Raw genomic sequence first — 14,414 nt, forward strand, 5'->3', positions numbered from 1 at the left:
AATAAGGCTGCGGATTCGTAACGTGCTCTACAGCCTTCAGTCGTTTGTATCCCTGCTTGATACGCAACCGGTCCCCCCTGCACTTCCGCCCCCCGCAATGAAATCAAACCACTCAAGCAGCCTCTGAAGATTTTTCAGAACTTTGGGAAGCGCCCTACATACACGCCAAACACCCTTGGAGTAGCGTCCTGTCGCACTTCAATGGCGAAGGATCGCCAATTTGCACAAGGGATGTTATGGCGGTTGAAAACCTGTTCCCGAATTATCGAGGATGTAACGGGATAGACAGCAACAGGCGACATGCAGAGGCGACAGAGGCAGTGCAGGCCGCTTGGGGCAGAACAGTGACGGCGAACGAAAGGAACGAGCGGGAAGCGGACGCACGCAGGAATGCGATTAAAAAGCGGGATGAAGTGGCACCACGCGGATGCGTCTTTGCCAAGAGTTGTAACCTTCCCGACGGCGTGATCAATCACAACAACCCATCCGGGTTTGTACCTGTTGAAAAACTGGCCGAATACGGACTGTGGGCTGTGCTTGGCACCGGCGCAGCAATCACAGCACAAGGCACCCCACTGCAACTGGTGGCAGGGTCTGCCAACGGCAGTGCAATTGCTCAACGTCTTGGCGGGTCACTGTCACTGGGTCTACTGACAGGAACAAGTGTGGTTGCTGCGGGCTTCGTAACGGGCATGGTTGGGATGCTGATACCAAACACCCGCATTTCCCCAGACAGCGCCTTCTACACGAACGATCAGTACGCAACGCTTGAAACTGGCCGCTCTCGTGTCCGTTTCAACGTGAAGACGTTGCCGGACGGCTCCGTTGACGTTTATGGCTTCTACACGGGTGGTAAACCGGAATGGGAAAACGTTCCAGTCATCAGGGGCGAGAAGGTCGGGGAGAAATACGTTGCTGACATTGGCAACGGAATTGGCCTGACATGGACGCCAACAGAAAGTGGTGATGGTGTACTGGGTATTCCTGCACTTGAAGGTGCCCCACAGTTGCCATCTGCCTGGGTGTATCCGCCGACAGCACGGTCTGACTCGGTGTTGGCAAACCCTGCACATCCTCCTGAGTTCCAGGATGCGATTATCTGGTTCCCTGACTCGGGCATTGAGCCACTCTACATCGTGCTTAGCACGCAACTGCAAAAGAACAAGCAGAGAGGCAAAGAGTACGAAGACGAATCCTTCGAGGAGTACAGCAAAACCAGACCCGAGGCAGCCCGCGAGATTACAATTAAAGCCGACAACGGAGTTAAAACCCGAGTTGATATGATTGGGCGAGACGCTGACGGTGAAATCTCATGTGTCGAATGCAAATCATCCGATACAGCGCCATTGACCAAGAATCAGAAATCGGCCTTTTCTGAAATTGAGAAAACGGGGGGTACGGTTGTAGGTAAAGGAAAACCCGGCTTCCCCGGAGGCACCAGAATTCCACCTACAAGAATTGACATCATTCGACCCGACCCAACCCTCTGAGGGAGCAGACATGTCCATCACCGAAACAAAAGTCGTCGATATTATTGCGGTGCCCGAGTGGGAGCCTGAAAACGTTATTTTGGTAATCACTGACCACCTTGAGTGGGGTGATAAAGCGCAACAAGGCGAACACCTGCTACTGCTTCAAGAAAAGATCAACAGTTACGTTGCTTTCATTGAGAGCGGAGAGCTGCTGGAAAGCTACCCGCCAGCGAAAGACAAGCTACCAATCATCCGAGTTAACGGTTTGTATGAGCTGCCAGCACAAGGCGAAACCTTTGTAGACCGAGTCACTGACCTTCTGAAAAGTGCAGGTATCGGCTTTGAGTTCGTGCTGAAAGAAAGCGAGAAAATTCGCAAAATGTGACTACCCGTGTCCAAAGGCTAGCGGATTGCTCAAGGAGAAAACTATGAAGCTTCGCCCTGACTTAATGCCACCGGTGCTGGATGAACCCTTGGTTGCTCGATTGACGATGCTTGCAGAAGAAATTGATTGCGGGCACGAAGAACAAACCCAGAGTCAGGTGGCTGCATTCAACCGGGAAGCAATGACCGCACTTGAGTTCATCGACTTTCAGGGAATCTATGGCGGGCAATCTCACGACACATGGGTTCGCAAGGTCTTAGCAACACCTTATGAGCGGCGCGTGGCAGACGTGACCAAGCAAGAGTTGGTTGAGTTGGCTCGAAGGGTCATGGAGGGTGTTGGCGCTGACCATGAAGTCGAGTTCTGGTTGAGCATGTTGGCAATCAACATACCCCATGAACGCATATCCGATCTGATCTTCTGGCCAGACGAATACTTCGATGAAGCAGATTACCCACAGCGACTATCCCCAGAGCAGGTGATCGAAATCGCGTTGAATGATAGAGATGCTGTGCTGTAGCGACAGCCGGCACATACAAAAGGATTGTCGACCGTGGTTTAACAAAAGGTCGAACTTCAAGAATACCGACGGCGGTTCCCCCCGTAATCATTGAATGAGCCTGAGCTCCTTGAAGTTCTGGATGCACCACCGGGCGGATCTCAGGAAGTTGAAGCGGATTACCCTGTTGTGGGATGACTTCCGCGAAGTGCCCCAGCGCAATAAGGGTCTGCTGATGGGGCAAACTCGGGAGATGCGGTTCGCCGACTAGTCGGCGCTGACCACAATCGAGACCCGGCGGTTTTCCGTGCGACCGGCCGCCGTATCGTTGGACGCCACAGGCTCTTTGCTGCCCAGGCCCTGCAGCTGGATGTTTTCTTGCTTCATGCCGACTGTGAGCAAGACGTTGGCGACACTTTTCGCACGACGCAGCGACAGTTGCTGGTTGTAGACTTCCTTGCCCGACGCATCGGTGTGGCCATCAACCCGCACCCGCTCGATGCCGACGCCCAGCAAGGCCTTGCCAATGCGCTCGACGATTTCCGTGCTCTGGCTGTTCAGGCTTTCGACGTCGCTGCCAAACAGCACCTTGCCGGACAGGCCAAACTCCCAGCCCTCATCGGTCAGCTCAAAGCCCTGTTGTTTGAGTACCGCGACTTGTGCCGGGGTCAGGCCTTTTTGCGGGGCGGTCTGGCAGCCGGTCAGGGCCAGTAGGGCCATCAGCAACACGGCGGAAAACAATCGAACGGGAAGTTTGAACACGGGATTAGCTCCTGGTTTGAATGGGATCGGCCGGGTGCTCCGACCCGGCCGTGAATTGGGCGCCACGTGACAGGCGCTTGGCCTGATACATCGCCGCGTCAGCGGCATTTAGCAGCGCACCGGGTGTGGCGCCATGGTCGGGATAAACCGCGATGCCGATACTGAGTGAGGTCACGACACTGGTTTCGCCCGGCAGCGCAATCGGCATGTCCATGCTGGCGAGGATCTTGTCGCCAATGCGCTCGGCGTCTTCGATCCTGTGCAGCGGAGTGAGCAACACGGCGAACTCGTCACCGCCCAGACGCGCCACCAGATCCTCTTCACGCAGTTGCGCGCGGACCCGGTTAGCGATCGCCACCAACACCGCGTCGCCGGCAGCATGACCGAAGTTGTCATTGATGCCTTTGAAGCGATCACTGTCGAGAAACAGCACGGCCACCCGCTCGTTGAGCTTGCCGGCATTGCGCAAGGCCCGAATCAGACGGCCCTCGAAAAAGGCACGGTTCGGCAGACCAGTGAGGCTGTCGTGGCTGGCCTGGTGGGCAAGGGTTTCGTTTTCGCTTTGCAGGTGGCTTTGCCAGGATTCGAGTTCGCCGAGCAAAGCGTTGAAGTCGTTGCCGAGGTTGTCCAGTTCGGCGATCTGCGCCGGCGGTACGCGGCGATCCAGTGCCCGTTCGCTGCGAGCGGCGTGAGCTACATCGGCGAGGCGGCGCAACGGGCCGGTGATCGCACGCAACTGTCGACGCGCCAGGTACAGCGCCACCCAGGCACTGATCGCGGTACACAGAAAAATCCCGGCCAGACCGCTCAACAGAAACCGCATCAGGCTGCCGCCGTGACCGGTGAGCAGAATATGACCGATCTCCCGATCCTGATGCATGATCGGCAGGTTGATCGGCCGTTCCAGTACGGCGCGGGTAATTTGCATTTCCAAACCGGAAAACAGACCGTTTTCCGGACGCTGCCAATGGGCGAGCAACTGGCCTGTCGCGTCCAGCACCTGAGCATCTGCCACCTCTTCGGTGGAGGCGATCAAGGCCAGCGCTTCGGTTGCGGCAGACTTGTCGTTGAAGACGACGGCCGCCTCGACGGTGTAACTGATCGAGCGGGCGATCAGGTGCAGGTTGTGGTCGGCGTAGACCCGCAACGCCAGCACGCCGAGAAAGGTCAGCGACACACTGGCCATCGCCACGCCGACCAGTGCGACAATCAAATGCCCTCGGCCAATCACCGAACCCAGGGTTGGGCGGCTGCCAGGTTTGAACAACTTCATGGGGCCGCCGGTTTGCGGCGCGACAACTGCAGCACGCTGGGATGAATGCGCACGCCGCTGCGGGCAACGGAGTCGAGGTTGACCTCGAACGACACTTGCTCATCGCCCACCCGCAGGCAGAACAGGCTGCCGACCGTGCATTGGTCGCCGCCTTCGCTGATGCTCAGCACCGGATGGCCGATCAGCGAAGTGAACAGTCGGCTGCGTTCATCCGTGGTGAGTTTGCCGATGTACACCGCGTCGCATTCGCTGACGATGGCCGGGTTGTCTGCGAGCAGTCGCCGGACGACAACGGGACGGCCCGTGGCCTGGGTGGTGCCTTTGACCAGATCATCGGTGTATTCGGTGGGGCCGACGATGCACAGGCGCAACTGCGCAGGTTCCACCGGCCAGCGTGCGTAGCTGAGGATGCCAAGAACGACCTGAGTGACGGATTTTGCCCGTTGTTCAGCCATGCCCGTCGGCGCTTGCGTTTGCGCAACGGCAACGCCCGTCAACAACCAGAGCAGACCGACAAGCAACGTGTGCTTGCAGCCCGTTACGCGCTCTGCCGCCCAGACAGACACCTTCATGCAGGGATTCTCTTGGACCGTACCGAAATGATGCCGCAACGATAGCACAGCAGGGAAACACCAGCGAGGCATCGACCTCTGACCGCTTGGTCAGTAATTACAGCTGATCACCGCTACTTCATCGCCGCCCCTTACTGCCCTCCTCCAGCTCCAGCATCAATCCGCTCAGGCGTTTGACCTTGCGCTGCACCGCCTCTTCAAAGACCCCGGCACGCGGTTCGATCAGGGTGAACCAGTGCTTGGCACGCGTAATCCCGGTGTAGATCAGTTCCTTGGTCAGTACCGGATTCAGGGCATCCGGCAGGATCAGCGCAGTATGGGCAAACTCCGAGCCCTGGGACTTGTGCACAGTCATGGCATACACGGTTTCAACATCGTTGAGCCGGCTTGGCAGCACGAAACGCACCCCGCCCTGGCCATCATTGCGCGGGAACGCCACGCGCAGCACCGGTTTACCGGCATCCGGCCCCTCACGTTCGGGCAGCTTCAGGGCGATGCCGATGTCACCATTCATCAAGCCCAGTCCGTAATCGTTGCGGGTCATCAGGACGGGGCGACCTTCGTACCATTGCTGGTCACTCTCGATCAGGCGCGCCTTGAGCAACGCCGCCGTGATGCGCTGGTTCAACCCTTCGATACCCCAGGGACCTTTACGCACCGCGCACAACAACTGGAAGGCATCGAACGCCTGCAAGACTTCACGGGCCCAGACGGTCCAGTCCGGATGCTCCAGTGGCCTGCCCAACGGCGGACGCTGATGGCGCAGCACACTCAGGTAATGTCGATAACCTTGTGGGCCATCGCCGTGACCTTCGAGCAGCAGGCGCTCCAGCTTGTGATCGTTTTCGCCGGCCAGGCGCAACGAAAACACATCGTCATAGTGCTTCGTTTGCAGCAACTCACGGGCCTCGTCCGGCAGTTGCTGATTGACCCGGCGGGCGAGCTGGCCAATGCCGCTGCCCTCGCCGAAACGCCGTGAGTGGCGCAACATCACCACTTGCTGTGCCAGCGGATGCGAGCCATCGACGTCTTCATGCAAACCGCTGCCCTGCAAGGACTCACCGCTGACGGCCTCCAGCCACTGCCGGGTCTGCGGGCTGTACCACCCGCCCTCGGCGTCGCGACACAGATCGCCGAGCACTGCACCAGCCTCCACCGAGGCCAGTTGATCCTTGTCACCCAGCAACACCAGGCGCGCATGGGCGGGCAAGGCATCGAGCAGATTGGCCATCATTTCCAGGTCGATCATCGACGCTTCATCGACCACCAGCACATCCAACGGCAAGCGGTTGCCGGCATGATGACGAAAGTGTCGGGTGCCGGGACGGCTGCCGAGCAAGCGGTGCACCGTGGTCACGTCGCAGGGGATTTTCTCTCGCACCGCTTCGGCGACTTTCAGCGATTGCACCTGCTGACTGATCGACTCGGTCAAGCGTGCCGCTGCCTTGCCCGTCGGAGCGGCCAGTCGGATCCGCAGCGGGTGCCCGGCCTCCACTGCCGGCGCCTGAAGCAACGCGAGCAAGCGCACCACCGTAGTGGTCTTGCCGGTGCCCGGTCCGCCCGTGACGATGCTGAAAGCACCGCGCGTTGCCAGGGCACAGGCGAGTTTCTGCCAGTCGATCATGTCGCCGGTTCCGGCGGATCCGAACAGCTCATCGAGTCGTTGCGGCAGATCAACCGGTGTCGCCTCAGCCTGGGCAAGACGCTGACGCAACGCCAGATCAATACGGCGCTCGTACGCCCAATAGCGCCGCAAGTACAAGCGTTTCGAAGACAGCACCAACGGCCGTTGCTGCGCTGATTCACCGCTGTCGGCAGCCAGTGCTACCAAGGGGCTGCCCGCCAGAACCTTGCACCAATGCGCGCCGTCGAGCGCTTCAAGCAATTGCGAGGGCAGCAACAGCACGCCACCTTGCACATCGCCTTCGGGCGGTAGCGACAGCGCAAAATCCGGCGCTTTGAGGGTTTCGAACAGATCCAGACAAACGTGACCATGGCCAAGCTGATGACTGGTAAGTGCCGCCGCGAGCAGCACCAGTGGATCGGTATCTGGCTCCAGTTCATGCAGAAAGGCCACGAAGGCCTTATCCAGTGAGCGCAGCCAGCCGCGCTCGACCCATCGGGTGATCAGCAACAACAAATCATCGGCGCTGGTCAGCGGCGAGAGTGCGGACAGACTGTCGGCTGCCAGTGGCGTCGGCAAAAGATCGGCGAAGGTGCGGCTCATAGCAGGACTCCCTGTTCCCATGCGGGTTCGGCCTTGGGTTCGGGCTTGCCCTGGAACATTCGGTCAAGACGCTCGATCAGCTCCCGGGGTGGCCGCGCAAAATACACGCCGCGACTGGCAGCACGGGTACCGCGCAGGAACAGGTACACCGCGCCTCCCACATGCCGGTCGTAATCATAGTCGGGTAGCCGCGCCTTGAGCTGGCGATGCAAGGCCAGCAGGTACAAGACGTATTGCAGGTCGTAGCGATTGTCGAGAATCGACTGCTCCATGGCTTGCTCGGTGTAGGCGAGATCATCCACGCCCAGCCAGTTGGATTTGTAATCGGCCACGTAATAACGGCCTTCGTGTTCGAAGGTCAGGTCGATGAAGCCTTTGAACATGCCATTGAGCTGCACCGCTTCGGCGCCCACCCGGGCCACGCCCTTGTGGGTGTACTGACGCACCAGCTCGTCGAGCTTGAGCACATCGACCTTGTGGCTGGCGAACCAGAATTCCATCTCGACCCGGTATTGTTGCAACTGCTCGAGAATGACCGGTGGCTGTTCACCGCCAATCGGTAGCGGGGATTTGAGCAGATGCTGCAACCAGTCACTCAGGGTGTTGATCCAGCCCTCCCAGCCACGCAGGTTGCAGCGCCGCGCAATCGCGTCTTCCAGCGCCTCGCGGGCAACCGTAAATCCCTCATCCCCCGCCCATTCGAGCAAACCGTGGAGAAACGTCCCGGGATTGGGGCCACGCGGGAAGCGGTGAATGTCGGCACCACCGGCAATGATTTCTCGCGGGGCGTCAGGGTCGAGGCGTTCGTCATCGAACAGCTTTTGCGCTTGCGGACTGTCCGGCGCCTCGTCGCTACCGACACTCAGCACATCACTGATACGCAAGGCGCTGTAGGACGCAATCCACCAGTTTTCACTGGCCTTGCGTCTGGGCAACAGCGTGGCACTGAGGATGGCCTCATTACGCGGCGGCAGATAATGTTCGGCGGTGGCGTCGGGCATTTCACCGATGCTGATTGCCGGGCAGTCCTGTTGCAGGTCATGCAGCCAGCGGTTCAGTTGCGTCGATTCCCCCAGTAAAGCGCCGCCACCCAGTAAATAACCCAGCGCCGAAAGATGCAGCACGGAACTGTTGTTATTGCCGCGTTTGAGATCCGTCACGCCCAGCCAGCAGGCATGTTGTGCCCGGGTCAGAGCGACATAGAGCAGGCGCAAGTCTTCAGCCAGACGTTCCTCATCCGCTTGGGTAATCAGTTCGGCAGTGGGTTTGAGACTGACCTGGGCCTTGCCCGAGGCGTCGTGGTAATGCAGCGGCAACCGACTGCCATCCACCGGCTTCGCCGAGCAGATAAACGGCAGAAAGACCAACGGGTATTCAAGACCTTTCGACTTGTGAATGGTCACGACCTTGACCAGTTGCTCGTCACTTTCCAGACGCAGAATCTGCTCTTCACCGGCCTGACCGGACAATGCCAACAGCTCGGCCAGATGACGGATCAGCGCTTGCTCGCCATCCAGTTCGGCTGCGGCCTGCTGCATCAACTCCGACAAGTGCAAAAGGTTGGTCAGCACGCGCTCGCCATCACTGCGCGTCATCAGGATCTGCGGCAAATGGAAGTCGTGCAGCAGGCGCCGCAACATTGGCAGCACGCCTTGCTTGCGCCAGAGCTCGCGATAGCCACGGAACTGCATGACGCGGTTTTCCCAAACCAGTTCGTCCTGATTCAGACGCTCCAGTTCGGCCAACGGCAGATTTAACGTGATGCAGGCCAGCGCGGCTTTCAGCGAACGCTCGACATCAGGTTCGGCGCAGGCCTTGAGCCAGGACAACAGGTCGTGCGCCTCTTGCGCAGCGAATACCGAGTCCTTGTCGGACAAATAAACGCTACGCACACCACGAGCGGCGAGCTCGGCACGCACGGCCTGTGCCTCTTTGCCGTCACGAACGAGGATCGCAATGTCGGAAGGCCGTAATCCCCTGAAGTCTTTGCCCTCCTGCACGAACCCGGCCTGAGCGGTTTGCCCGCCATTGAGCAGCGCGGTTATTTCACTGGCGCAGGCCGTCGCCAATTGCTGACGATACACCGCGCCCGACAGTGGCTGGTCGGTGGACAGGTGCCAGATATTCAACGCCGCGACACTCGCTCCGGCGATCTGTAGATGCTCTTTACGTCCCTGAGATTCGACCGGTTGAAACGGAACCGGATTTTCACCACTTTTCTCCCGGAACAGAAACGCACCACGCCCCAGCACCCGGGTTTCCGCACGCTCGAAGACATGGTTGACCGCCTGCACCATGCCATGACTGGAACGGAAGTTGGTACCCAGCGTATGCAGACGCCCCGTAGTGGCCTGCCGGGCGCGCAGATAGGTGTAGATGTCTGCACCGCGAAAAGCGTAAATCGCCTGCTTGGGATCGCCGATCAGAAACAGACCGGTGTCAGGGCTGTTCTCTTCAATGCGATAGATGCTCTCGAAGATTCGGTACTGCACCGGATCGGTGTCCTGGAACTCATCGATCAGTGCGACCGGAAACTGTTCGCGGATCAGCGTCGCCAGACGCTCGCCGCCCTCGGCCTGGAGCGCCGCATCAAGGCGCAGCAACATGTCGTCAAAGCCCATTTCGGCGCGGCGCCGCTTCTCTTCTTCGAAGCGCGCGCCGACCCATCGGGCTGCATGCTGCAGCACTGCGGCGTCGGGGGTCGGCAAGGCATCGAGACTCGATTTGAGATCCGACATCGCGTCCAGTCCCGGATGGCTCGGCGCCTGGCCTTTCCAGGCTTCGGCCATGCCGTCGGGGGTCAGCCGCGTGAAGCCGGTGCCGATGTCCAGCTGTTCCACGGACTCATCTTCGGCCCAGGCCTTGAGCTTCTCGAACCACGGTTCAAAATAACGTGCCTGCATCTTGCGGCCGTCGACGGTCTTGCTCGCGACGCCTTCATGACAGATGGCCAACAGCTCGTCCGCCCACTCACGCCAGGGCATTTTCAATTCAAGCAACGCAACCCGGCGTTCCTGCAAGCACTCGTCGATCAACTCCGCCGGAGCCTTGCCTTCGTCGCTGTCGCGTGCACTGGCGAACAAGCCTCGTACACGAGGCAACAACGCCGCCGGCCCGCCCCAATGACTGCGAACCCAGTTCAGCGCGTCGCCCTGCATCGGGTAGCAGAACAACCGCCAGTAATCGCGCAACACCTCTCCCAGCAATTCGCTGTGATCGGTTTCCAGCGATTGCGTAAACAGGCTGCCACTGTCGAACGCATGTTCCCGCAGCATGCGCTGACACCAGCTGTGGATGGTGGACACCGCGGCTTCGTCCATCCATTGCGCCGCGATATCGAGGCGGTTGGCGCATCCTGGCCATTGCTGCGGATCAAACTGATCGCGCAATTCGGCGATCAGTCCATCGGGCGCAGGTGTCTCGTCGCGGAAGAAGCGCGCGGCCTCGGCCAGACGCGTGCGAATCCGCTCGCGCAACTCTTTGGTTGCCGCGTCGGTGAAAGTCACCACAAGAATCTGCGGCGGCAACAGCTCGCGACTGAACCCGTTCGCCTCACCGCCGTGCCCCAGAATAAGCCGCAGATAGAGCGCAGAAATGGTGAAGGTTTTACCAGTGCCGGCGCTGGCTTCGATCAGTTGGCTACCGCGCAGCGGGAAGGCCAGTGCAAGAGGAGTCTTCGAACTCATGGGCGCGCCCCTTCACTGGCCAATGAGCGCCAAGGCGCTTCAAACAGAGGTCGATACAAGACATCACACCAACCAGAGAAAGTCTCGTCGGTCAGCAATGCAACGAAGTCAGTGTATTGGCGAAATAGCGCAGGGCTTTCGCCGCGTTCGCCCTTGTTGTCCAGGCCATCGCCTTCGTAAGCTTTACGGGCAGCCGCCTCGGCTTTCAGCGGATCGGACTGGGATAACCAGGCGAACGCGGTCTTTACGGCGATCGGCAGAGGTTGTCGCATGCCCGCCTGCCAGGCCAGGAGCAGATCGGCGAGCAAGCGAGTGGCTCTGTCCTGATCCAGCGGCTCCAGCAGCAGCGTGTCGTCACTCGCCACCAATGCAGTGGTCAATGGAATTGCGCTGGCACAGGCCACGACGTGATTGACCCACGGTTTGGTCAACCGATGCCATTTGCGGCTTTTGATCGAGCCAATGCTGTTGGGAATGGTGGTGACCGACAAGACACCACCATCGGCACGTTGATGCAATCCCGCAAGCCAGCCTTCCAGACGCACCCCCTTTAACTCCAGATTGACCGGTATTGCGCTGGTGAGCGGCGTTGGCCAGAGCGTCAGCAGTTGTTGATAGCGCTGCAGCAAGTCCGGAAGTGGTTCGATCAATTCGCGTTGCAGACACTCGCCAAAACCCGCCATTGGCAACAGTCCGCTGTTTTGCAGGCGCCGGGCCTGGGCTTCGAGCGCTTGATCAATGTTGTCCGGCTGGCTAATCGCAGCTTCGAGCAGACTGTCGCTGAGTGTGTAGCGCTGCAGTGCGTCCAGTACGAAGGGTTCTTCGTCCGCCAGCGGTGCTTCAGCTGCTTCGAAATACACTTTGAGTCGCTGAGTGAAAAAGTGCCGAACCGGATTGCGCAGGAAATCCTGCAACAGTGCCAGACTCAACGGCTCCTCTTGGGTGTAGGGGGCGAGCAACTCGGTATCCTTTTGCAGCTCATGCTGCTGGTGCAACACCTGCCATTCGCTGGCATAGCTGAACAACGGGTCGCCTTCATGAAAGTAGCGCGCGCTGAATGGCTGCAAGGGATGCTCTTCAGTCATGGCGCCAAGTAGATCCTGGTTCTCGTCGGGCAATCGCCAACCGCTTGCGAGATGGTCGCGCAACTGGCCGATCAGGACTGAAGCGGGACGTTCACTGTTGTCGCGAATACTGCGACCAACCCAGCTGATATAGAGCTGATTGCGCGCAGACAAAAGTGCTTCCAACAGAAGATAGCGATCATCCTCACGTCGGGAGCGATCACCCGGCCGGTAGTCACTGCCCATGAGATCGAAATCCAGTGGTGGTTGTGCGCGGGGGTAGTCCCCATCGTTCATCCCCAACAGGCAGACCAGTTTGAAAGGAATGGCCCGCATGGGCATCAACGTACAAAAATTCACTGCACCGGCCAGGAAGCGTTGAGACAGGCGCCCCTGATCAAGCCCCGCCAGCCAGGCTTCACGAACGACGGTCAGCGGCAGGTCATCTGTCAGGCCTACGGCTTCACACGTCTCCAGCCAGGTTTCACGAAGCTCTTCCAGTTGGGTCAACAAGTAATCGTCATGTTCGTTGCTGGCTTTGAAAAACACCTGCATCAACGCTTGCAGGCGCTGCCCCCAAGCCTTGGGTTGAGCGGGTTGCATAAGCGCCTGGTGGGCGAGCTCCAGCGCATCGAGCAAGGCTACCAAGGGCCCGATCAATGCTGCATCCAGGCCACCGATCTCGTCGTAGGGCTCGATACCGGCGCAGGCTTTGGCACTGCCGACGGCGTATCCCAGCAACATTCGGCGCAGACCGAAATGCCAGCTGTTCTGTTCCAGTTCCTGCGGTAACCCCAGGCCCGCTCGCTGCTCGGCGTTCATGCCCCAACGCACTCCGGCACCTTCGATCCAGCGATGCAATGTTGGCAGGTCACGCTCCTCCACACCGAAGCGGGCCCGCAGTGCAGGAACGTCAAGCAGGTCCAGGATTTCACTGACGGGGAAACGGCTGTCTGGCAGTTTGAGCAGATGTTCGACGGCGATCAGCAAAGGATCGCGTCCACGTTGTCCCTGATCCGCCAGGGTGAATGGTATGAACCGCGGATCGTGCCGATCCAGTTGACCAAACACAGCGCGAATGTGCGGCGCGTAGCTGTCGATATCCGGCACCATCACAATCACGTCTCGAGGGCGCAGATCCGGATTGGCACTGAAACGCGCCAATAGCTGATCGTGAAGAATCTCCACCTCACGTTGAGCACTGTGAGCAATGTGAAAACGGATCGACTTGTCTTGCGTCAGATCGACGGCGGGCCAAAGCTCGCGGGTTTCATTGAGCGGCCGTAATTCCAGGATATCGTCCTGAAGCTGGTTGAGCAGGTTATGTGGCCGGGTTTCGCTGAACAGGTCGATACGCCCGTCGCGAAAGGCCGCGCGATAGCTGTTGGGATCGTCATAGCTATCGAGCAGATTGATGTAGTCACGACCTTGCTTGCCCCACGCCGCCAGAAGCGGGTGAGCATGCTGATGCAGGGTTTCGGGATCCAGTACGACGGGCATACCGCTCTTGCGGGATTGTCGCTTGTATTGATGACGCAGCAAGTCTTTGTCCGCGACGATATCGGCCCAGTGGTGGCGGCAGGGATTATGCACACACAGCAGGACCTGACTGAAACGCGCGAGTCCGGCCAGTGCTTCAAGCACCTGGGCCGGCAACGAAGAAATCCCGAAAACGATCACTCGCGGGGGTAAGCCGGCAGGCGCTTTCTCGAGCCTGTTTATACACTCGATGAATCGTTGGTGTACGCCGGCCCGGCTTTGAGCCATGCCCTGCTCACCGACATCATCCAATAACGCACGCCACAGTTCGGCCTGCCAGCAACTGGACGGCGGCAGCGGCTTCACCTCGCCTCTGACGTTACGCAACTGGTGCCGCCCTTCAGCCCAATCCTCAAGCCAGTCGGCACGATACACCTGATACTGGTCAAAGAGATCCGCGAGACGTTCGGACAGCTGATAGCGCTTGCGCAGGTCGGTGTCGTGGGTGAGGAAACGTTGTAGCGGTTCGAAATGCGGTCGATTGATGACCTGCGGCAACAAACGCATGAGCCGCCATGTCAGCGGGGCCTTGTCGAGCAGGGATTTGGCAGGAATTTCCTCCCGTCCCAACACCATGCGGTAGAGCTGCCACATGAAGCTGCCCGGCAATTGCACATCAATGGCAGCAGCAATCCCGCAGCCGCCGAGATCATCCTCTTCGGGATCTTCGGCCAAGGCCAGCTTCAGCCACTGAGCGATGCCGTTGCTCTGCACCAGAGCAATTTCATTCTCCAAGGGTGCCAGCGGATAGCGCCGCATGATGCTGACCACAAGGCTGCGTAGCTCGTCCAGGCTGTTGCTCTGAACCACCATGAATGCAGCGTTGAGGGACTGGGCGTCCGGCATAGGGTTTCCTTGGAAAAGTACGAAAGCCAGGGCAGAACCTTAGCATTGTCGGCAGGTTGTGACAGCCGGACGGAGTCGGTGAATGCTGT

9 protein-coding genes and 1 pseudogene are annotated in these 14,414 nt (G+C 59.2%); 4 read left to right on the forward strand and 6 right to left on the reverse strand.

Annotation, left to right across the window (positions count from 1 at the left end):
* Positions 1-236 precede the first annotated feature (236 nt).
* From K5Y35_RS03895 to K5Y35_RS27780, 4 genes and pseudogenes are all read left to right on the forward strand, one after another.
* Positions 237-1,490 carry an S-type pyocin domain-containing protein gene (locus tag K5Y35_RS03895; protein ID WP_261991235.1) on the forward strand — a complete coding sequence of 418 codons (1,254 nt, stop codon included), beginning with the start codon at positions 237-239 and terminating at the stop codon, positions 1,488-1,490.
* A 10-nt stretch (positions 1,491-1,500) separates the two neighbouring features.
* The gene (locus tag K5Y35_RS03900; protein ID WP_222833710.1) at positions 1,501-1,857 is read left to right on the forward strand and encodes a DUF6572 domain-containing protein; all 357 of its coding nucleotides are present in this window, start codon (positions 1,501-1,503) and stop codon (positions 1,855-1,857) included.
* Between the two features lie 43 nt (positions 1,858-1,900).
* Positions 1,901-2,377, forward strand: coding sequence for a hypothetical protein (locus K5Y35_RS03905; protein ID WP_123464401.1), 477 nt, complete (start codon positions 1,901-1,903; stop codon positions 2,375-2,377).
* 112 nt (positions 2,378-2,489) lie between these two features.
* Positions 2,490-2,627: pseudogene (locus K5Y35_RS27780) on the forward strand (LysR family transcriptional regulator); the annotation flags it as partial.
* On the opposite strand, the gene K5Y35_RS03910 reads toward K5Y35_RS27780, so the two are convergent.
* From K5Y35_RS03910 to recC, 6 genes are all read right to left on the reverse strand, one after another.
* On the reverse strand, positions 2,624-3,076 hold the full coding sequence (locus K5Y35_RS03910; RefSeq protein ID WP_222834434.1) for an OmpA family protein: 453 nt from the start codon (positions 3,074-3,076) through the stop codon (positions 2,624-2,626). The pseudogene K5Y35_RS27780 and the gene K5Y35_RS03910 overlap by 4 nt on opposite strands.
* Positions 3,077-3,122: 46 nt before the next feature.
* Positions 3,123-4,391, reverse strand: a complete 1,269-nt coding sequence (locus tag K5Y35_RS03915) for a diguanylate cyclase domain-containing protein (protein ID WP_222833711.1) — start codon at positions 4,389-4,391, stop codon at positions 3,123-3,125.
* Positions 4,388-4,963: a YfiR family protein gene (locus K5Y35_RS03920; RefSeq protein ID WP_222833712.1), complete on the reverse strand. Its 576-nt coding sequence runs from the start codon at positions 4,961-4,963 to the stop codon at positions 4,388-4,390. Before K5Y35_RS03920 ends, K5Y35_RS03915 begins: the two co-directional genes overlap by 4 nt.
* 118 nt (positions 4,964-5,081) lie before the next feature.
* Positions 5,082-7,190, reverse strand: a complete 2,109-nt coding sequence (gene recD, locus K5Y35_RS03925; protein WP_222833713.1) for an exodeoxyribonuclease V subunit alpha — start codon at positions 7,188-7,190, stop codon at positions 5,082-5,084.
* On the reverse strand, positions 7,187-10,876 hold the full coding sequence (gene recB / locus K5Y35_RS03930) for an exodeoxyribonuclease V subunit beta (protein ID WP_222833714.1): 3,690 nt from the start codon (positions 10,874-10,876) through the stop codon (positions 7,187-7,189). The genes recD and recB overlap by 4 nt, the downstream gene beginning before the upstream one ends.
* On the reverse strand, positions 10,873-14,325 hold the full coding sequence (gene recC / locus K5Y35_RS03935; RefSeq protein ID WP_222833715.1) for an exodeoxyribonuclease V subunit gamma: 3,453 nt from the start codon (positions 14,323-14,325) through the stop codon (positions 10,873-10,875). Before recC ends, recB begins: the two co-directional genes overlap by 4 nt.
* Between the last annotated feature and the right edge of the window lie 89 nt (positions 14,326-14,414).

The sequence above is a fragment of the Pseudomonas sp. SC3(2021) genome, from assembly GCF_019856535.1.
GTDB lineage: Bacteria > Pseudomonadota > Gammaproteobacteria > Pseudomonadales > Pseudomonadaceae > Aquipseudomonas > Aquipseudomonas monsensis.

Excerpts from the sequence above, each read along its gene's own strand:
- K5Y35_RS03895 (WP_261991235.1), top strand. The coding sequence starts at position 237 with ATGGCGGTTGAAAACCTGTTCCCGAATTATCGAGGATGTAACGGGATA.
- K5Y35_RS03900 (WP_222833710.1), top strand. The coding sequence starts at position 1,501 with ATGTCCATCACCGAAACAAAAGTCGTCGATATTATTGCGGTGCCCGAG.
- K5Y35_RS03905 (WP_123464401.1), top strand. The coding sequence starts at position 1,901 with ATGAAGCTTCGCCCTGACTTAATGCCACCGGTGCTGGATGAACCCTTG.
- K5Y35_RS03910 (WP_222834434.1), bottom strand. The coding sequence starts at position 3,076 with ATGGCCCTACTGGCCCTGACCGGCTGCCAGACCGCCCCGCAAAAAGGC.
- K5Y35_RS03915 (WP_222833711.1), bottom strand. The coding sequence starts at position 4,391 with ATGAAGTTGTTCAAACCTGGCAGCCGCCCAACCCTGGGTTCGGTGATT.
- K5Y35_RS03920 (WP_222833712.1), bottom strand. The coding sequence starts at position 4,963 with ATGAAGGTGTCTGTCTGGGCGGCAGAGCGCGTAACGGGCTGCAAGCAC.
- recD (WP_222833713.1), bottom strand. The coding sequence starts at position 7,190 with ATGAGCCGCACCTTCGCCGATCTTTTGCCGACGCCACTGGCAGCCGAC.
- recB (WP_222833714.1), bottom strand. The coding sequence starts at position 10,876 with ATGAGTTCGAAGACTCCTCTTGCACTGGCCTTCCCGCTGCGCGGTAGC.
- recC (WP_222833715.1), bottom strand. The coding sequence starts at position 14,325 with ATGCCGGACGCCCAGTCCCTCAACGCTGCATTCATGGTGGTTCAGAGC.